Here is a 17,973-nt window from a genome sequence, read left to right on the forward strand (position 1 = left end):
GTGTCCTTGTTTTATAAGAGAGCGGTTCTCCCGTTGTGTTCAGGCCGGGACGGCGCCCGGCAGTCTGCCGCCGCCCACGCCGGTGACGTACGCACACAGATCGGTGTCGTCGCCGACGGCCACCGGGTGGCCCACGGCCCGCAGCAGGCCCAGATCGGACGCGTGATCGCCGTAGGCGGCCGCGGCCGATGGCGCGATGCCGCGTTCGGCAAGGAACTTCCGGGCCGCGTGCCCCTTCTCCTCGCCGATCATCGGCGTCTCCAGGTGCCCCGAGTAGCGGCCGTCCACCTGTTCCGGATCGCTGCACAGCAGCACATCGGCGCCCAGGAGCTGACGGACCGGCTCCAGGCAGGGCGGGAAGGAACCGGAGACCAGCACGATCAGGGCGCCCGCCGCGCGGTGGCGTTCGAGCGCGGCGGCGACGGGGGCGTGCACGGCCCCGCCCGCGGCGAGCTCGTCGGCGAACCACGCACGGCCGTGCCGCATCACCTCCTCCACCGGGCGTCCCGCGTAGAGGCGGTAGTAGTCCCGGTTGGTCTCCCACCGGGAGACTCCGGCGGCGGCGCGGTTGCGCAGATCCGCCTCGGCCTGCAGGTAGCGCTCGGGCGGGAGGCCGATGGCGCTGAAGTGGTGGGCCAGGAAGCGGAACATGCTCTTGAAGGTGAGCAGCGTCTCGTCCACGTCGAAGAAGGCCACGGCGACGGGTTCGCCGCCCTTCACACGCCCTGTCACACGTCGCACTGTCACACGTCGCTCTGTCACACGTCCTCCAGAGCGAGGAAGGTCACCGTTCTGGGCAGCAGCGAGCCGACCAGGGCGAGCGCGCCGGGGGCGGCGTCGTCGGCGTACCGGGGCGGATTCTCGGCGGGTGGGAGCGCGTTGACGGCGGCGAGCATGAAGGAAGTCCATTCCTCGGGGGTCACTTCGTGGTGTCGCAGCCCGGGTCGGGGGCCGGCGTGGAGAATCCGGCGCCTTCCGGCAGTACGTCGGTGATGTACAGGACGACGGGCTCCGAGCCCTTGTTGACGCCGTAGTGGACCTCTTCGGGGCCGGTGGGCTCGACGAGGGCGTCGCCGGGCTTGATGACGCGCTTCGAGCAGTCGGAGCCGTTGTAGCGGGTCAGGGTCCCGGACTTGATGACCGCGATCTCCTCGCCCTTGTGGTAGTGCCAGCCGGTGTTGGCGCCCGGCGGGATGACGGCCTTGCGGTAGACGAGATGGCGCGGCCCGTCGGCGTTCACCTTGAAGGGGAGGGAGGAGTCGCCCTCGGAGAGCGTCTCGCTGGTGATCGGGCCCGGGTCGTCGGCGGTGACGGCGTTGGCGACGCCTCCGGCGGTGAGGCACAGGGCGGCGGCGAGGACGCCGTATCCGATCCGGCGACGGCGGGGGGTCAGGACCGAGCGGTTCATGGAGAGACCTTTCAGTGGTGGGACAGCTCAGTGGGGGGACAACTCAGTGGGGGGACAGCGATGAGGTCAGGAAGGCGCGTACGCCGCGGCCCGCGCTCTTGCGGCCGAGGAAGCCGCCGTCGACGAGCCGCCGCAGCAGGGGTACGGGTTCGAACTCGGGCCGCCGGGTGGCCTGATGGAGCCGGTTCTGCACTTCGAGGGCGACATCGGCTCCCACCGTGTCCAGCAGGCGGGTGGGGCCGAGCGGCTGCTGCCCGACGGACTTCATGACGGTGTCGAGGAGCTTCGGCTCCACGTCCGGCAGCAGGCCGAGCGCGTCGTTCAGATACGGGAAGAGCAGCGCGTTGACGAGGAATCCGGTGCGGTCGGCGCACTCCACCGGGGTCTTGTCGAGGCGCCCGAGGACGGCGCGCGCCCGCCGCAGCGCGCTCTCGCCGGTGTGTTCGGCGCGGACGAGCTCCACCAGGCGCATGGCGGGCGGCGGGTTGAAGAAGTGCAGACCGAGTACGTCCCGCGCGCGGCCCGACGCCTCCGCGACGCCGTGCACGGGGAGGCTGGAGGTCGTGGTGGCGAGGAGGGTTCCGGGGCGGCACCGCCACCCGAGGTCGGCGAAGAGTTCCCGCTTGACCGCGAGGTCCTCGACGACCGCCTCCACCACCAGGTCCGCCTCGGCGGCCCGCGCGAGGTCGGTGGTGCCGGTCCAGCGGCCCATCGCCTCCGCGAGGTCATCGGGTCCCGTGCCGGACCGCTGGAGCCCGAACTCGACGGCCTCCCGGGCGGCTTCGGCCTTCTCCTGGCTGCGGGCGACGAGCACGGTGCGGTAGCCGCCGCGGAGGAACACCTCCGCGATGCCGGTCGCCATCGTGCCCGAGCCGATCACGGCGACGACGTCGATGCCCGGGTCGTCGGCCGCCTCGGGAGCGGGCGGCGGATCCAGCTCTCCCGCGAGCAGCGGGGCCGGTGTGTAGCGGGCGCCGATGCGGTGGTGCAGCCCCTCCAGGATGTCGCGGGCCGTGCGGTGACCGATGGCGTCGAGGATCCGCAGCGGTCCTTCCGCCCAGCCGCAGCCGAGGCGGAGCGCCGTCTCCAGGGAGTCCCGGTCCGCGTACCCGTCGTGGTACGCCCAGGCGGCCTGGTTGAGGATGCCGAACAGGAGCGCGGGCGCGATGGATCCCGCGCGGTCGGGCACCGCGTGCGCGGTGATCCCCATCCGGTGCAGGAGTTCCGTGACGCGCCGCGCTGTGGCGTCCGATGTGTGCGGGGCACGGGCCAGCTCGGCGGCCTCAAGACGGTCGGCGCGGACGAACCGCAGGGCGAGCAGCTCGGCGCCTTCCGGGTCCGCGAGCTCGGCGGCGGGCGTGGTGAGCGCGGTGGTCACCACCGGGACGGAGCGGTTCCACGCCAGGTCGTTCAGTACGGCCCGCTTGCGGGGCTCGGGCTCCGGCACCGCTTCGAAGACCAGCTCCGCCGCGGCGATCTCGGCGAGGTGCCCGGTGACGGTGAGCAGATCCGAGGCGACCGCCTGCCGGGCGCGTTCGGCGGCCGGGGGGTGCGTTTCGACTCCGGTCGTGGGGATGCCCGCTGCGGTGAGGCGGCGGGCCAGCTCCGTTCCCGTGGCGCCGAGCCCGATCACGGCGACGGACCCGAACGGCTGCTGTGGGGCGAGCGGTTGCGCTGGCGGGGAGACTGCCATGGCGTACGCCCTTCAGAACCGGCTGCCGACCGGCGCCGGAACCCCGTCGAGGTCGGCCAGGTCGTCCACGGTGAGGTCGAGCGCCGCCGCGCCGACGTTCTCGGCGAGGTAGCGCGGGTTCTTGGTGCCCGGGATCGGGATGACGTGCTCGCCCTGGGCCAGCGTCCAGGCGATGGCCACCTGGGCGGGGGTGGCCCCGTGCCGGGCGGCGACGGCCCGTACGGCGTCGACGATGCGCAGGTTGGCGTTGAACGCCCCGTCGGCGAACCGCGGGTTGGTGGCCCGGAAGTCGCCGTCCTCGAAGGCCGGCTTGGCGAAGGATCCGGTCAGGAACCCGCGGCCGAGCGGGGCGAACGGCACGAACGCGGCGCCGTGTTCGGCGCACCAGCGGACCATGTCGGCGCCGGGCGCGAGCGCGTCGCGCGTCCACAGGGAGAGTTCGGACTGGACGGCCGACACCGGGTGGATGCGGTGCGCGGTCTCCGCCTGGTCGATGGTCGGCTCCGACAGACCGAGGCGGCGCACCTTGCCCGCCCGCACGAGTTCGGTGAGCTGCCCCCAGGACTCCTCGAGCGGGACGGCCGGGTCCACCCGGTGCAGGTAGTACAGGTCGAGGGTCTCGGTGCGCAGCCGCCGCAGGCTGGCCTCGACGGACTCCCTGATGTGCTGGGGCGAGCCGTCCCTGCTCAGGGTGCGGGTCGCCAGGTCGTCCACGACGATGCCGACCTTCGTGGCCACCACCACGCCGTCCGTGCTGCCTTCCAGGGCGCGGCCCACGAGGGTTTCGTTGTGGCCGTCCCCGTAGGCGTCGGCGGTGTCCAGGTGGCTGACGCCCGCCTCGACGGCCCGGCGGATCACCGCGACGGACTGCTCGTCGTCGCGCTGGGACTCGGCGTACCCCCAGCTCATGCCCATGCAGCCGAGGCCGATCGCCCCGACGAACGGTCCCCCGTCGGCGAGTTGGCGTGTCTTCATCAATGCTCCAGTCCTGTCCATGCGTCGTACGTGGTACGTGGTACGTGGTGGTGCTCAGGCCCTGGTCAGGACCAGGGCCGCGTTGTGCCCGCCGAATCCGAGTGAGGTGCTGACCGCCACCTCCAGGGGCGCCTGCCGTGCGGTGCCGGTGACCACGTCGACGTCGATCTCCGGGTCGAGTTCGGTGACGTTGGCCGTCGGCGGCACCTCGCCGTGCCGCAGGGCGAGCGCCGTGTAGGCGGCCTCCACCGCTCCGGCGGCGGCCAGGGTGTGGCCGGTGACGCCCTTGGTGGAGGTCACCGCGGGGCGGCCGCCGAGTACCTGGCGCAGCGCGCGGGCCTCGGTCAGGTCGTTCATCGGCGTCGAGGTGCCATGGGCGTTGACGTGGTCCACGTCGGAGGGTGCGACGCCCGCGTCGGCGAGCGCGGTGCGCAACGCCCGTGCCAGGCCCGCGCCCTGCGGGTCGGGGGCGGTGGCGTGGTGGGCGTCGGAGGACGCGCCGAACCCGGTGATCCGCGCGTAGCCGCGGGTGCCGCGGGCCGTGGCGTCCTGCTCACGTTCGAGGACGAGCACCGCGGCCCCCTCGCCGGCGACGAAGCCGTCCCGGTCGGCGGCGAAGGGCCGGGACGCGGCGCCCGGATCGTCCTTGCGGGCGGACAGGGCGCCCATCCGCGAGAGTCCGGTCAGGGTGGCCGGGGTGATCGCGGACTCCGTGCCGCCCGCGAGCACGACATCGCACAGGCCCGCTTCGAGCCACTGCCGTGCGGTGCCGACGGCGGAGGCGCCGGAGGCGCAGGCCGTGGCGGTGACCAGGCTCGGTCCGTGGATCCGCTGGTCCATGGCGACGTATCCGGCGACCATGTTGACCATGCCCATCGGGATCATCAGGGGCGATACGTCGTCGGGGGCGCCGTCGAAGTACGTACGGTGCTGCTTCTCGAACGTCGCGGTGCCGCCGAGCGAGTTGCCGATGACGACGCCGACGCGGGCCGAGTCCCAGGTCTCGGAGGAGAGCCCGGCGTCCGCGACGGCCTGGCGGGCCGCCACGACGGCCAGCTGGACGAAGCGGTCAAGCTTCCACGCGGTGCGCCTGCCGAGCAGGCCGTTGGCGTCGAAGCCGGGCACCCGGCAGGAGAAGTCGGTCTCCATGCCGATGAGTTCGGGGTCCTTCGCCGCCGCGGAGATCCCGGACGTGACGCGCTTCCAGTTCCCCTCGACGCCCGAACCCGCCGGAGTGAGCAGGCCGATGCCGGTGATCGTCACGGCGCCTGTGGACGAGCCGCTCACACCAGGGGGTCCTTGGCCTCGATGGCCGCCACGGCGTCGTCGAGCGTGAACGACGACTTCAGCTCGCCCTCTTCGAGCACGATGCCTATCTCTTTGCGGAGTATCAGGGCGAGTTCGACGAGTATCAGCGAGTCGATCTCGAGTTCCTCGAAGGAGGTACCGGAGAGCACCTCGTCCTCGGGCAGGCCGAACTTCTCGGTCAGGACGGACACAAGGAGGGTCTTGATCTTCTGCGTGTCGGTTGCCGTGGTCATGGCTGTTCCTCTCTCCGTGGGTGTCATGCGTTCTTGTGGCGTGTCATACGTGGACGGGGTGCGGCGCGGTGGCCAACTCCGGCCAGACCAGGGCCGTGGAACCCCAGGTGAGCCCCCCGCCGAAGCCGGTGAGCAGCACCCGGTGGCCCGGCCTGAGACCGCCCGAGGCCAGTGCGTCGACGAGGGCGAGCGGGATGGATCCCGCGACGGTGTTGCCGACGCGGTCGAGGTTGACGACGATCTGCTGTTCGTCCAGGCCCAGTTGGTCGCCGACGGCGCGCAGGATGCGGACGTTCGCCTGGTGCGCGACCACCCGGTCGGGGCCTTCGGCGGTCCAGCCGACCCGGTCGATCAGCTCTTGCGCGGACTTGCTCATGTTCAGGACCGCTTCGGTGAACACCGGGCGGCCCTCCATCGAGAACCACTGGTCGCCGTCGGGCGCCGGCTGCCCGGTGGACCGCTGGCGCGAGCCGCCCGCCCGCACGGTGATCATTTCGGCGCCCGCGCCGTCACTGCCCAGGTCGAAGCCGAGCAGCGCTCCCGGCTCGGCGGCGTCCCCGGCCCGCAGGACCACGGCGCCCGCCCCGTCGCCGAAGATGGCGCGCGTGGTGCGGTCCCCGGGGTCGAGGATCGTCGAGAAGGTGTCGGCGCCGATGACCAGGGCGCGGCGTGCCGTGCCCGCGGTCAGCATCGACGCGGCGGTGGCGAGGGCGTACACGAAGCCGGTGCAGACCGCCGAGACGTCGAAGGCCGCGACCCCGCCGAGACCGAGGCGCTGCGCCACCAGCGGTGCGGTGGCGGGGCACGGGTGGTCCGGGGTGCTGGTGGCGAGGACGACGAGGTCGATGGCGTCGTCGGCCGTGCCGTCCTGCGCGCGCGCCGAGTCCAGTGCCCTGCGGCCCGCCGCCACCGCGAGGTCGGACGTGGCCTCGCCGGGCTTGATGACGTGCCGCTGTGCGATGCCGGTACGGACCCGGATCCACTCGTCGGAGGTGTCGAGCTCGGCGGCCAGGTCGTCGTTGGACACGACGGTCTCGGGCAGCGAGCCGCCGATGCCGCAGACCACGGCTGCCGGGGTGGCCGCCGGGGTCATGAGGCGGCCTTGCCGGGGACGGAATCCTCCGACGCCGCGGCGGTGTTCTTCGCCGCCTTGCCCTGCGTCGCGCTCTTCGCGGCCGGGACCGGCGTCGTGCTCTTCGCCGCCGTACGCGCGGCCGACGCGCCGACGCCCATCTCCGTCACCGTCTCGCTGCCGACCCGCGCCGTACGCGGCAGCGCGCCCAGCGCGACCCGCGCCCTGCGCAGCGCCATCCGCACCTCGGCGGGGTCGAGATCGGTGATCGATGCGATGTGGCCGTCGGGGCGGACGAGGACCGCGCGCGGTTCCTTGCCGAGCAGCGGGGCGAACCCGGGCCAGGCGGAGATGTCCCGTACGGGGAAGGTGTCCGGGAGCGAGGTCCGCAGCGTCGCGCACCGCTCGACCCAGTCGTTGTCCTGCCGTTCGCCCGCCCAGAGCAGGACGGTCGGCTGCTCGGCGTCGATGGAGGGCCAGCGGCCCGCTCCCGCCGCCGTGGCGTCATCGGCACCGGCGTGCTTGCTGAAGATCGGCAGGCGGTCGCCGACGCGGACGGCCTTGGTGAGTCCGGGCAGCGTCTGCCAGAGCGATTCGGCGTGCCGGTAGGTGACGTCGTGCTGCGCCATCAGCGGCGCGCCGAAGCGCTGCAGGACGCCGGTGCGCCGCGCCACCCGTACCAAGGTGTCCCGCACGGCGACCTCCCTGCGGCCCTTGAACAGGCCCCAGCTGGTCTGCTTGGCGGTGGTGAGGACGACCCGTTCCGCGGCGAGCCTGCGCTCGGTGTCGTAGGTGTCGAGGATGCCCGGCTCCAGCTTGCCGCGGATGACGCCGGCCAGCTTCCAGCCGAGGTTCACCGCGTCCTGGATCCCGGTGTTCATGCCCTGGGCGCCCGCAGCGCTGAAGATGTGTCCCGCGTCGCCGGCGAGGAAGACCCGGCCGTCGCGCAGGGTCTCGGCGACCCGGCGGCGCGCCCGGAAGATGGTGGTCCACTTCAGCGGGCCGATCTGGCCGGGGCGCGGCGCCCGCTCGTCCATCACGCGCTGGAACAGATCGCGCGGCGGCGCGTGCTCCTCGCTCCAGCCGGGGACGCTGACGGCGAGCCGGAACTGGCCGTTGCCGAAGGGCGCGAGGCCGAGCGCGCCGCCGCGGGTGTAGCAGTAGAGCAGTTCGTTGTCGTGCAGGTCGCCTTCGATCGGCCCGTCGCCGATCGCGAAGAGGACGTCCTCGCCGCTGCCGAGGAACTCGATGCCGGCAAGGCGGCGCACCGAGCTGTGCGCACCGTCCGCGCCGATGACCCAGTCCGCCTCGATCTGCTCGGTGCGCCCGTCGGTCCACTCCACGTCGGCGACGGGGCGCCGTCCGGTGTTGTCGAGCCCGGTGACCGTGCCCTGTTCGACCTGGCCGCCGAGCTTGATGAGACGGTCGCGGACCACGTCCTCCGTGCGGTCCTGCGGGATCACCAGGCCGAACGGGTAGGGGGTGTCCCGCAGCCTGCTCATCTCGATGGCGCCCAGGGGCCGCTTCTGCGAGTAGTACGACACCGCGTCGAGCCGGTTGCCCGCCTCGGCGAGCGGCTCGGCGGCGCCGATCCGGCTGAGGAGTTCGAGGCTGCGCGGCCACACCACGATGGCGCGGGAGTGCAGCGAGGAGCCGGGCGGTGTGCCGTCGATGATGCGCACCTGCACGCCCTGGCTGAGGAGTTCGCAGGCCAGGACCAGGCCCACGGGGCCCGCTCCCACGATCAGCACGGGCCGCTTGCCCCCTGAGGGATCACGCGGCTCACGCGGGGAAATCGTCATGCTTACGCCTTTCGTCTCACGTCATGGTTGGAGCGGTACGGGGGGACGCCGTGCGGCGGCCCGGTCACGGCCGCCTGACGACGACACCGCTCCAGGTGAATCCGGCACCCGCGCTCAGCACCACGGCGCGCTCACCGGGCAGCAGCCCCCAGGGCCCCGCGCCGGACAGCGCGGCGAGGTTGGAGCAGAGGTCTCCTGCGCCGAGGTGCCCCGTGGCGGCGCCGAGGTCGACGGCCGGTGCGGGGGTCACGGCGGCCACGGCCGGGCCGTAGATGTCCCGTGCCGTCGACCGGCCGAGGCGCGGCAGGAGCACCGCGCGCAGGGAGGGGTCGTCGGGGGCGAGTTCCGCCTCGGCGAGCGCTGCGGCGACGACCCGGGTGGTGGTCTCCTTCAGCCGCGCGACGAACGGCTCACGCCCGGCGCCGGTGAGGAACGCCTTCTTCGTGCGCCGTACGTCGACGGTGGCGTCGACCTCGTGCGGGGCGTCCTGGAATCCGCTCAGGTCGCGGTGGACGACCTCCAGATCGGGTGCCGCCTCGGTGACGAGCGCCTCCAGGAGCAGCTCGCCTTCGCCCGCCGCGTCGCCGCCCCGCCGGACGACGGCGGCGGTGCCGCTGTCGCCGTACCAGACGCCGTAGTCACCGCTCCACCGGTCGAAGCCGGGCTCGCAGAACCGGTCGGCCGTCGTGACAAGCACGGGGCCGTGGTCCGGGAGCGCCAGGTGCCGGGTGAGCGCGGCTTCGAGCGCCGCACCGCCGCCGTTGCACATCTGCTGGATGCCGAGCGGCACAGCCTGGACCGCGCCGGTCCGGTCGGCGACATAGTGCGCCGGGGACCAGAAGTCGTGACCTTGGTAGTACGTCGACGCGTGCAGGACGGCGGCGACGCTCTCCGGAGCGACGCCGGACCTCTCCAGTGCGCGCCGCCCCGCCAGCACGGCCATCTCGGGAGCGGACTGCCCATCGGAGACCGGGAGTTCGTCGTATCCGACGGCATCGGCCTCGGCCTGCGTGATCCGCCCTTCGGCGAGCGCACCGCCCGCCTTGACGGTGGTGGCCGGCAGCCATTCGGCGGCCGTGACGCGGAGGGATGCGGGCGCCTTCACGCGGCACGCCCCTCGGTGCCGGAACCGACGGCCGACGAGGTGACCGCCGAAGTGACCGTGTGCGTGACCCCGGACGCGATGACCGCGCCGTCCTGCTCGAACTCCACCTGGAACGTGTGCGTTCCGGCCGATTCGCCCGGCTCGGGCCCGGTGACCCGGACCGTGGTGACGGCGTCCAGCTCGGCGTACCGCGAGAACGAGAAGTCGAAGCCGGTCACGGTGGTGTGGGACACCGAGGCGCCGAGCCGTTCGGCGGCCGCGTACAGACAGGTCTGACGGGCCGCCTCCATCAGGACCATGCCCGGCAGATGGTCCTGGGCGTGGTCGAACATGCTGGGGTTGTCCAGCGGCACGCGGACCGTGGCCGTGACGCCGTCGGCTCCGGCGGTGACGTCCCGCAGGACGACGTTCGCCGGGTCGAAGCGGCCCACATGGGCGGGCCTGACGGACGAACCGGCCCGGTCGGCCTGCGGGAACGGCCCGAGCGGCCTGCCCCTGCCCTGCGCGCGGACGGTGTCGTAGACCTGGCCGGGGATGTACCCGACGTCGATGCTCACCCGGCCCAAGTGGTGCCCGGACAGGGCGAGATCGATGTCGTACGTGAGGCGCCGCACATCACCCGCCGCGCCTCGGCGGTTGCCGGTGCGCACCCCCATCACCAGCTCGCCGGGACGCTCCCCGCGCGGCACCGTGAGGAGCCCCGGCAGGGACATCGACCAGGAACGCAGCAGGAACTTGCTGTCCCGTGCGACGCCGAAGAACTCGTGCCCTCCGTACGTCTCCGCCTGGCGGGCGCATTCGAGCAGCAGGAGCGGGTCCGGGGCGTCGAGCCGTGAGGAACGGTCGGCGTAATAGGCGTGGGCCGGCGGCAGTTGGGCCGCGGCGACATAATCGGTTTCGCTCGTCTTCCTCGCGTCGGTGAGGAAGACCTCGGAAATGGCCCAGCGGTGCAGAGAGGATCGGTCCACGGTCCTGTTGAATTCCAGGTTCATGGCCTCCGCCGGGAAGCCGTCTGGAACCTCTGTTCTCATGAATCCGCTCCCCCTCGATAACACTCGGAAAAGTGCCCATGCATCCCTGATTCGAAGGGAGTTGGTGGGTACGGCAACCAGCATCCAGGGTGCGGGCCAATGTTCAACTCAAGTCCGACACGCGTCCGGATCATGTGTTCCGTGCTTGTTTCCCGCTTGAGTTCCCGGTCCCGACAATCGATGGGCGAGTTGCTCGTGCGGATGCACGCGTCTGGTGCTCGCCGTCGTCGGGAGGGATTTCTCAGTGGTCACTGCACAGGAAGCCGAGCGGGACTCCGAAAGCGGCCGGGCGGTGACGGCCGCGCTCTTTCCGGGGCAGGGAGTACAGCGCCACGGCCTGGGGACCCGCTGGCGCGGGACACCGTCATGGACCCTGGTCGACACCGTCTCCGAGGCGTCGGGGTACGACGTCGAAGAGCTGCTCCTGGAGACCGGGACGGAGCTGCTCGGCCGGACCGATCTGGCCCAGATCACCGTCTTCGCCGCGTCGTTGCTGTCCTGGAACGAGTTCCGCAGGACCCGGCCCGACACCCCCGTCGCGGCCTTCGCGGGACACAGCCTCGGCGAGTACACCGCGCTGGTCGCGGCCGGTGCGCTGACCGTGGCCGAGGGTGCCCGGCTCGTCGGCGTGCGCGGCCGCGCGATGGCCGCCGTGGCCCGCCGCAGCCCGGGGGCCATGGCGGCGGTCATGGGCGCGACCGCCGACCAGGTAGAAAAGCTCACCGAGAGCGTGCGCGAGGGTGGCGAGAGCGTCTGGGTGGCCAATCTCAACAGCCCGCTGCAGACGGTCGTCGCGGGAAGTCCGGGCGCCATCCGGCGCGGAGCGGAACTCGCCCGCGAGGAAGGCTGGCGCTACACGGTCCTTCCGGTCTCCGCCGCCTGCCATACGCCGCTCATGGCGCCGTCGGTCGAGGCACTGGAACCGGCCCTGGACGCGGCCCGTTTCGCACCCGTGCACGGGCCCGTGATCGCGAACGTGGACGCCCGCGTTCACACCGAGGGACACGAGTGGCCGACCCTGTGCGGGCGCCAACTGGTCGGCCCGGTGCGCTGGTTGGAGACGCTGGAGACGCTGCACGTCACTCTGGGATGCGACCGGATGACGGACTTCGGCCCCGGCCGCACCCTGGCGGCGCTCGCGCGCCGCGCCTGTCCGCAGATCCATGTGACGTCGGCGCCGACGCCGGAGCTCGCGGCAGGCTGACGTCACAGGGCCGAGTGGATTCAGTGGGTGATGCCGGACGACGCCTCGATCCGCGCCATCGGCATGTCGGCGTACAGCGCCGCGGCGCGGTCCACCGACACCTCCAGCTTGGCGAGGACGAGCGGCTGGGCGATCGCGGGCAGCACCAGCTGGAACAGCTTGGCCACCTCGACCGTCAAGTCGTAGTCGTCGGGCAGGCCTTCACAGACCACGCTCGTCCCCGTCCAGGCGCACACCAGGATCCGCGCGGTCTCGCCCGCGTCGACGTGCGCGTGCACCTCACCGCGCTCCCGCGCCTCACCGAGCAGCCCGGCGAGCAGTTCCGTCCAGTCCGGCCAGCGGGTGCCGAACAGGCGGCGCGCCTTGAGGTCCACGGACATGCGCAGGGCCGCACTGAGCATCGGCTCGCGCGGCAGTCGGTAGGCGAGCAGCAGGAGTACGTCGACCAGCTCCTGGAGTTTGAGCCGGTTGGGCCGTACGCCCTCGGTGGTCACCGCGTCGTCGAGCACACCGCGCGCCAGGTCCGCCTTGGACGGGAAGTGGAAGTAGAGGGCTCCCTTGGTGACTTCGGCCCGTTCGAGGACCTCCGAGATCGTGGCCGCCTCGTATCCACGCTCGTCGAAGACGGCCGCGGCCGCTTCCAGAATCGTCCTGCGTGTCCGGACTGCCCGTTCCTGTCGCACCACGGTAACGCCTCCTTAAGATCTTGGTCGCTTGAAACAGACCAGGCTGCCGGTATGTTACTTGCATTGATTGAACTGCCAAGTTGTTCACCACATCATGGGGGGATCCATGTCCAACGTCCTGTCCGCCGACTCCATATCCAGCACCGAAGTCACTGAAGTCACCGAAGTCACGGCCGTCCCCAAGGAGTTCCTGCATCTGCACCGGGCGGAGTCCGCGCTGGTCACGGGCTGGACACGGCTCGGCTCCGATCAGTACATGGTCACCGCCAAGTGGCCGGCCACCCCGGGCGACGCCCCGTACGACCCCCTTTCCCTGACGCAGACGATCCGGCAGGCCTGCCTGCTGATCGCGCACGCCGAGCGTGATGTGCCGCTCGCCCACCAGACGCTGATGGAGCGCCTGGACTTCTCCCTCTCCCCGGACTTCCGTGCCGCCCGCGACGAGGCGGAGCACTTCGTCCTGGACGTCACCTGCCACGGCACGGGCCCTCGGTCGATGAGCGTGGACTTCACCATCCACCACGACGGGCACGCCATCGGCTCCGCGACGCTGACGTTCAGCTGGATCGCCCCGGCCGTCTACCGCCGCCTGCGCGGCGACCATCTCACCGTCGACTGGGAGCTCGTGCCCCGCACGACGGCCGCCCCCGCCGATGTCACCGGATGCGAGGTGACGAGCCGTGTCGCGCTCTCCCCCGCCCCGCGGCCCGGCAGCTGGCTGCTGCGCACCGACACCTCCGACAGCACGCTCTACGACCACCCGGTCGACCACGTCCCGGGCCTGGCCCTGATCGAGGCCGCCTACCAGGCCGCCCACGCGCTGACCGGGCAGGGAACGCCGCTCGCACCCAGGGTGACCAGCACGTTCGACCGCTACATCGAGTTCGACGCGCCCTGCTGGATCGAGGCGGTCCGGGACGGCGCCGACATCCGCGTGACCGGCACGCAGGCGGATCAGACGGCGTTCACGGTGACGCTGCACGGCGCCGCCTGATCCGTACACGGACACGACAGGACGTCAGAACCAACCGCCACGGCGGTTGGTTCTGACGGGTTTGAGGATGCCCCGCTCAGGGGCGCAGGGTCAGCTTCCCGGAGGTCTGCCGCGCAAGCAGTTCGCTGTGCGCGCGCCCCGCGTCGGCGAGCGGATACTCAGGTCCCGCCACCGGGTTGAGCCGCCCCTGCGAGACCAGCTCCAGCATCTTGCGCATCGGCTCGGCGAACGCCCCCGGCCTGGCCAGCGTGGGACGCAGCCAGAAACCGACGACGGCCGCGTTGAGGGACCGCATCCGGGCGTCGTCGAGCGGCGTGAATCCGGTGCGCGAGGCGCTCCCGTAGGTGACGATGCGGCCGAAGTCGGCCAGGGAGTCCAGGGCCTGGTCGAAGAGCGGACCGCCGGTGCCGTCCAGGATCACATCCGCCGGCTCCTCCAGCGGATAGTCCACCACCGCGTCGGCCCCCAGCTTCAGGGCGAGTTCACGCTTCTCGGGCGTGGACGCCATGGCGAGCACCCGCCCCGCACCGAACTCCCGCGCCAGCTGCACGGCGACGCTGCCCACGCCACCGGCCGCCGAGTGCACCACGACGCTCTCGCCTGCGGTGAGCCGGGCGGCGCCGCGCAGCAGATGCCAGGCGGTCACCCCCTGCATCAGCAGGGCGAGCGCATGGGCCGCGGGCAGCTCGTCCGGGATCTCGAAGACCGCCGCCTCGTCGGCAACGGCGCGCTCCGCATAGCCGCCCCTGACCTTGGCGAGCACCCTGCGCCCGTCCGGCGTCCTGCCGACGACCTCGCTGCCCGGAATGAACGGCAGCTGGTCGGCGGCCAGATACGAGCCGTCCGTCTGATGGGTGTCGGCGAAGTTGATCCCGGCGGCCTCGACGGTGATCAGCACTTGGCCCGGCCCTGCCGCGGGCTCGGGAACCTCGACCAGGCCGAGTACTTCCGGACCGCCGAAGCGGTCGAAACGTATGGCACGCACAGTGACTACCCATTCGTAAGAGGCGCTGATGACCTTCGCACCGTACTGTGCAGGACTTCCCGCTGCCACTGAGGTCGTGCCTGGTCGTGCAGGTGCCAGTAGTGCTCGGCGGATCACCGAGGAGGTCGTACGGCTCCAGGCGTCCCAGAAGGCACTGGGCGCCCTGCTGGCCGCCGCAGACCTTCACTCACCGTAGAGCGCCTCGATCTCGCCCGCGTACGCCGTCGCCACCGCGTGCCGTTTGATCTTCAGGGATGGCGTGAGCAGCCCGTTGTCCTCGGTGAACTCGCCGTCGACGATGACGAACCTGCGGACGGACTCGGCGCGCGAGACCGCCGAGTTGGCGTAGTCCACGGCCTTCTGGACCTCGGCGATCATCTTCGGGTCCCGGCAGAGTTCGGCGAGCGGGGTGTCCTTGGGGCGTTTGCGCACGGCGAGCCAGTGCTCGACGGCCTCCGGGTCCAGCGTGATGACCGCGGCGACGTAGGAGCGGTTGTCGCCGACGACGATGCACTGGCCGACCGGCGCCCGGCTGCGCAGCCGGTCCTCCAGGATCGCCGGGGAGACGTTCTTGCCGCCGGAGGTGACGATGAGGTCCTTCTTGCGCCCGGTGATGGTGAGATAACCGTCGTCGTCGAGCGCCCCGAGGTCCCCGGTGGCGAACCACTCGTCCCGCAGCACGGCGTCCGTGGCGGCCGGGTTGTTCCAGTACGAGCCGAAGACGATGCCGCCCTTGACGAGCACCTCCCCGTCGTCCGCGATGCGGATCGCGGTGCCGGGCACCGGCAGGCCCACCGTGCCGGGGCGGGGCTTCAGCGGCGGGGTGATGGTCGCGGCGGCGGTGGTCTCCGTCAGGCCGTACCCCTCGTAGATGACGATCCCGGCGGCGTAGAAGAAGAGGTTGAGGCGGCGGTCGAGAGGCGAGCCGCCGCTGATCGCGTAGCGCAGCCTGCCGCCGACCTCCTTGCGGATGCGCCGGTAGACGAGCAACTCGTAGAGCGCCCAGCCCAGATAGAGCCCGATCGAGGGTCCGGGCCCGCGCTTGTCCAGGAACTTGTTCAAGTACGCCTCGCCGAACCGCACCGCGATCCCCTCGGCCCGGTCGAAGGAGGCCCCGCGCCCGATCTTCTCGGCGGTCGCGCGCCCCGTGTCGTGGATCTTCTCGAAGAGATACGGGACGCCGACGACGAACGTGGGCCTGAAGGACCGGAGTTCGGGGCGGAGCTCGTCCGGTTTGATGCTTGGGCAGTGGCCGAGTTCGATGCGGGCGAGCATGCAGGCGATCTGGATGGTGCGGCCCAGGATGTGGGCGAGCGGCAGGAAGAGGAGCGTCGACGCGACCTGGCCGGTGATCTCCTTGAAGACGGGGTGCAGGAGGTCGACGGTGTTCGCGGCCTCGGCGTGCAGATTGCCGTGGGTGAGGACGCAGCCCTTGGGCTTGCCCGTGGTGCCCGAGGTGTAGCAGAGGGTGGCGATGGAGTCCGGGGTGAGCGCGGACCGCCGCTTGGTCACTTCCTCGTCGGACAACTCCCGGCCGCCCTGCACCAGTTGGAGCACGGCCCCGTCGTCGATGCACAGGACACGCGGCGGCTCGGCGAGGTCCGCGACGGCCGCCTCGGCCGTCGCCACGTTCTCCGGGTTCTCCGCGATCAGCAGTCCCGCGCCCGAGTCCCGCACGATCCACTCGATCTGCTCGGCCGCCGATGTCGCGTACACGGGCACGCTCTGCCCGCCCGCCGCCCAGATCGCGAAGTCGAGGACGGCCCACTCGTACCGCGTACGGGACATCAGCGCGACACGGCCGCCGGGTTCAAGACCCGCGGCGATCAGCCCCTTGGCGACGGCGGTGACTTCCCGCGCGAAGGCCGCCGCGGTGACCGGCCGCCACCGGTCGCCCTGCTTGCGGCGCAGGACGACGGCGTCGGGCGCTTCGGCGGCGTTGGTGAAGGGGATGTCGGCGGTACTGCCCGCGGTGGCCGTCGCCGCGAGCGTGGCGACACTCGCCTCGCGCACGATCCCGTGCTCGTCCCGGACGATCTCGACGGTGGTGCGCTCCGCCAGCTCGCTGTGGCGTTGTGCCCTTTTCAAGTCCTTGCGTACGCCCATGACGGCTCCCGGCTCCGGCTACCAGCTGACGTGCAGAGGTGATGCGGTGCGTTGCGTACTTACTGGGAGGTCAACTTACTCAAGCGTAGGGAAAGTTCAATGGTGCGGACAGCGAAGAACTGGGCGAAGTACCGGGGGCTCACTCCCGCGCCGGCACCCAGACCTCCCCCTCCAGGACCCGGCCCATCCCGACCCACACCATGTTCATCAGCCGCAGCGTGACCCCCTCCGGGGACTGGTCCGGGTGGCTGCCCATCCAGTCGGTCAGCGAATCCGCCGCGCCGACCAGCGCATGGGCGACGAAGTCCGCGTCCTCGTCGGAGAGTTGAGCCGCGGGCGAGCCGCCGCCGCTCTCCGTGATGCCGTCCCAGACCAGGCCCGCGACCTGCGCCATCACCGCCCGGCGGGCATCGGCGACGGCGGCCGCGATCGTCTCGCTCAGCTCCGAGGCCTGACGGTGCAGGACGACCCAGCTGTCGCGGTGCTCGGCGACAAAGGCGAAGAACGCCGAAAGGCCGGCGTGCAGCCGCAGTTCGGGCGCCGCTCCCCCGGCCCGCGCGGCACCCTGGAACGCGGCGACGAGCCGGTCGGCCTCACGGCGCAGGCAGGCGAGGAAGAGGCCTTCCTTGGAGTCGAGGTAGAGATACACCATCGGCTTGGAGATTCCGGCGAGTTCGGCGATCTCGTCCACGGACGCGGCGTGATAGCCACGCTTGGCGAAGACCCGCACCGCCACATCGATGATCTGCTGCTCGCGCTCCTTGCGCGGAACGCGCCGCCGACGCCCCTCGGAACTCCTGTTCACCGTCACCCTTGCCACCCTCTCAGGTCGGGCCTATATTACCCAACAGTAAGTTTACTAAAGAGTAAGGAGACTGCCATGGCGGACAACGGCACCGGCGGTATCGGCGGCGCGGAGGGCATCGCCGGTCTGGACTTCGCGAGCGTCACCCCCGAGGAGTTCGCGAAGATCGTGAAGGGCCTGTCCGGCAAGGAGATCACCGAGATCGCCCAGGACGGCGAGCTGCGCGCCCGCGTCCTCGCGGAGGTCTTCGCCCGCATGGAGCGGCAGTTCAAGCCGGACGCCGCGGGCTCGCTCAAGGCGCTGATCCGCTGGAAGATCACGGGCGTCGACGAGATCGTGTACGAGACGGAGATCGCGGAGGGCACCTGCACCGTCCGCGAGGGCCGCTCGGACGCCGAGCCGCGCGTCACGCTCATCATGTCCGACGCCGAGTTCCTCAAGCTGGTCTCCGGCAACGCGAACCCCGTGACGATGTTCATGATGCGCAAGGTCAGGATCGCCGGCGATGTGGCGCTCGCCGCCGGCCTGACCCGCTACTTCGACATCCCGAAGGCGTGAGGTGACCC

General features: G+C 71.5%; 18 protein-coding genes. 3 read left to right on the forward strand and 15 right to left on the reverse strand.

What is annotated here, in order from left to right:
* Positions 1–39: 39 nt before the first annotated feature.
* The 11 genes from ACFWY6_RS15210 to ACFWY6_RS15260 form a co-directional block, all read right to left on the reverse strand.
* Complete coding sequence (locus ACFWY6_RS15210) at positions 40–732, reverse strand: HAD family hydrolase (RefSeq protein WP_384689632.1); 693 nt, start codon at positions 730–732, stop codon at positions 40–42.
* Positions 733–758: 26 nt separating this feature from the next.
* A complete protein-coding gene (locus ACFWY6_RS15215) occupies positions 759–896 on the reverse strand; it encodes a hypothetical protein (RefSeq protein ID WP_384689635.1) in 138 nt (45 codons plus the stop codon).
* A 23-nt stretch (positions 897–919) separates the two neighbouring features.
* Positions 920–1,408: a cupin domain-containing protein gene (locus tag ACFWY6_RS15220; RefSeq protein WP_384689638.1), complete on the reverse strand. Its 489-nt coding sequence runs from the start codon at positions 1,406–1,408 to the stop codon at positions 920–922.
* Positions 1,409–1,451: 43 nt separating this feature from the next.
* Positions 1,452–3,101, reverse strand: coding sequence for a 3-hydroxyacyl-CoA dehydrogenase family protein (locus tag ACFWY6_RS15225; RefSeq protein WP_384689641.1), 1,650 nt, complete (start codon positions 3,099–3,101; stop codon positions 1,452–1,454).
* A 12-nt stretch (positions 3,102–3,113) separates the two neighbouring features.
* Positions 3,114–4,076, reverse strand: a complete 963-nt coding sequence (locus tag ACFWY6_RS15230) for an aldo/keto reductase (RefSeq protein WP_384689643.1) — start codon at positions 4,074–4,076, stop codon at positions 3,114–3,116.
* A 54-nt stretch (positions 4,077–4,130) separates the two neighbouring features.
* The gene (locus ACFWY6_RS15235; protein ID WP_384689645.1) at positions 4,131–5,363 is read right to left on the reverse strand and encodes a beta-ketoacyl-[acyl-carrier-protein] synthase family protein; all 1,233 of its coding nucleotides are present in this window, start codon (positions 5,361–5,363) and stop codon (positions 4,131–4,133) included.
* Positions 5,360–5,617, reverse strand: a complete 258-nt coding sequence (locus ACFWY6_RS15240) for an acyl carrier protein (protein ID WP_384689647.1) — start codon at positions 5,615–5,617, stop codon at positions 5,360–5,362. The genes ACFWY6_RS15235 and ACFWY6_RS15240 overlap by 4 nt, the downstream gene beginning before the upstream one ends.
* A gap of 43 nt (positions 5,618–5,660) precedes the next feature.
* Positions 5,661–6,710, reverse strand: a complete 1,050-nt coding sequence (locus ACFWY6_RS15245) for a beta-ketoacyl-ACP synthase III (RefSeq protein WP_384689650.1) — start codon at positions 6,708–6,710, stop codon at positions 5,661–5,663.
* Complete coding sequence (locus ACFWY6_RS15250; RefSeq protein WP_384689652.1) at positions 6,707–8,491, reverse strand: FAD-dependent monooxygenase; 1,785 nt, start codon at positions 8,489–8,491, stop codon at positions 6,707–6,709. The genes ACFWY6_RS15245 and ACFWY6_RS15250 overlap by 4 nt, the downstream gene beginning before the upstream one ends.
* A 64-nt stretch (positions 8,492–8,555) precedes the next feature.
* Complete coding sequence (locus ACFWY6_RS15255; protein ID WP_384689655.1) at positions 8,556–9,596, reverse strand: 3-oxoacyl-ACP synthase; 1,041 nt, start codon at positions 9,594–9,596, stop codon at positions 8,556–8,558.
* Positions 9,593–10,627: an AfsA-related hotdog domain-containing protein gene (locus ACFWY6_RS15260; protein WP_384689658.1), complete on the reverse strand. Its 1,035-nt coding sequence runs from the start codon at positions 10,625–10,627 to the stop codon at positions 9,593–9,595. The genes ACFWY6_RS15255 and ACFWY6_RS15260 overlap by 4 nt, the downstream gene beginning before the upstream one ends.
* 244 nt (positions 10,628–10,871) lie before the next feature.
* Between ACFWY6_RS15260 and ACFWY6_RS15265 the strand changes: the two genes are divergently transcribed.
* Positions 10,872–11,831, forward strand: a complete 960-nt coding sequence (locus tag ACFWY6_RS15265; RefSeq protein ID WP_384689661.1) for an ACP S-malonyltransferase — start codon at positions 10,872–10,874, stop codon at positions 11,829–11,831.
* A gap of 20 nt (positions 11,832–11,851) precedes the next feature.
* Here the strand turns inward: ACFWY6_RS15265 and ACFWY6_RS15270 are convergent, their stop codons facing one another.
* Complete coding sequence (locus tag ACFWY6_RS15270) at positions 11,852–12,517, reverse strand: ScbR family autoregulator-binding transcription factor (protein ID WP_384689664.1); 666 nt, start codon at positions 12,515–12,517, stop codon at positions 11,852–11,854.
* Between the two features lie 106 nt (positions 12,518–12,623).
* Between ACFWY6_RS15270 and ACFWY6_RS15275 the strand changes: the two genes are divergently transcribed.
* Positions 12,624–13,511, forward strand: coding sequence for a ScbA/BarX family gamma-butyrolactone biosynthesis protein (locus tag ACFWY6_RS15275; protein ID WP_384689667.1), 888 nt, complete (start codon positions 12,624–12,626; stop codon positions 13,509–13,511).
* 76 nt (positions 13,512–13,587) lie between these two features.
* Here the strand turns inward: ACFWY6_RS15275 and ACFWY6_RS15280 are convergent, their stop codons facing one another.
* The 3 genes from ACFWY6_RS15280 to ACFWY6_RS15290 form a co-directional block, all read right to left on the reverse strand.
* A complete protein-coding gene (locus ACFWY6_RS15280; protein WP_384689670.1) occupies positions 13,588–14,496 on the reverse strand; it encodes a zinc-binding alcohol dehydrogenase family protein in 909 nt (302 codons plus the stop codon).
* A gap of 183 nt (positions 14,497–14,679) precedes the next feature.
* Complete coding sequence (locus ACFWY6_RS15285) at positions 14,680–16,602, reverse strand: AMP-dependent synthetase/ligase (protein WP_384689673.1); 1,923 nt, start codon at positions 16,600–16,602, stop codon at positions 14,680–14,682.
* 139 nt (positions 16,603–16,741) lie between these two features.
* Complete coding sequence (locus ACFWY6_RS15290; protein ID WP_384689675.1) at positions 16,742–17,413, reverse strand: TetR/AcrR family transcriptional regulator; 672 nt, start codon at positions 17,411–17,413, stop codon at positions 16,742–16,744.
* Positions 17,414–17,482: 69 nt separating this feature from the next.
* Here ACFWY6_RS15290 and ACFWY6_RS15295 point away from each other — a divergent pair, with 69 nt between their 5' ends.
* Positions 17,483–17,965, forward strand: a complete 483-nt coding sequence (locus ACFWY6_RS15295) for an SCP2 sterol-binding domain-containing protein (RefSeq protein WP_384689678.1) — start codon at positions 17,483–17,485, stop codon at positions 17,963–17,965.
* Positions 17,966–17,973 lie beyond the last annotated feature (8 nt).

Origin of the sequence: Streptomyces sp. NPDC059037, assembly GCF_042740015.1 — a bacterium.
Classification (GTDB): domain Bacteria; phylum Actinomycetota; class Actinomycetes; order Streptomycetales; family Streptomycetaceae; genus Streptomyces.

Excerpts from the sequence above, each read along its gene's own strand:
- ACFWY6_RS15245 (WP_384689650.1), bottom strand. The coding sequence starts at position 6,710 with ATGACCCCGGCGGCCACCCCGGCAGCCGTGGTCTGCGGCATCGGCGGC.
- ACFWY6_RS15275 (WP_384689667.1), top strand. The coding sequence starts at position 12,624 with ATGTCCAACGTCCTGTCCGCCGACTCCATATCCAGCACCGAAGTCACT.
- ACFWY6_RS15230 (WP_384689643.1), bottom strand. The coding sequence starts at position 4,076 with ATGAAGACACGCCAACTCGCCGACGGGGGACCGTTCGTCGGGGCGATC.
- ACFWY6_RS15285 (WP_384689673.1), bottom strand. The coding sequence starts at position 16,602 with ATGGGCGTACGCAAGGACTTGAAAAGGGCACAACGCCACAGCGAGCTG.
- ACFWY6_RS15250 (WP_384689652.1), bottom strand. The coding sequence starts at position 8,491 with ATGACGATTTCCCCGCGTGAGCCGCGTGATCCCTCAGGGGGCAAGCGG.
- ACFWY6_RS15240 (WP_384689647.1), bottom strand. The coding sequence starts at position 5,617 with ATGACCACGGCAACCGACACGCAGAAGATCAAGACCCTCCTTGTGTCC.
- ACFWY6_RS15295 (WP_384689678.1), top strand. The coding sequence starts at position 17,483 with ATGGCGGACAACGGCACCGGCGGTATCGGCGGCGCGGAGGGCATCGCC.
- ACFWY6_RS15220 (WP_384689638.1), bottom strand. The coding sequence starts at position 1,408 with ATGAACCGCTCGGTCCTGACCCCCCGCCGTCGCCGGATCGGATACGGC.
- ACFWY6_RS15260 (WP_384689658.1), bottom strand. The coding sequence starts at position 10,627 with ATGAGAACAGAGGTTCCAGACGGCTTCCCGGCGGAGGCCATGAACCTG.
- ACFWY6_RS15225 (WP_384689641.1), bottom strand. The coding sequence starts at position 3,101 with ATGGCAGTCTCCCCGCCAGCGCAACCGCTCGCCCCACAGCAGCCGTTC.
- ACFWY6_RS15215 (WP_384689635.1), bottom strand. The coding sequence starts at position 896 with ATGCTCGCCGCCGTCAACGCGCTCCCACCCGCCGAGAATCCGCCCCGG.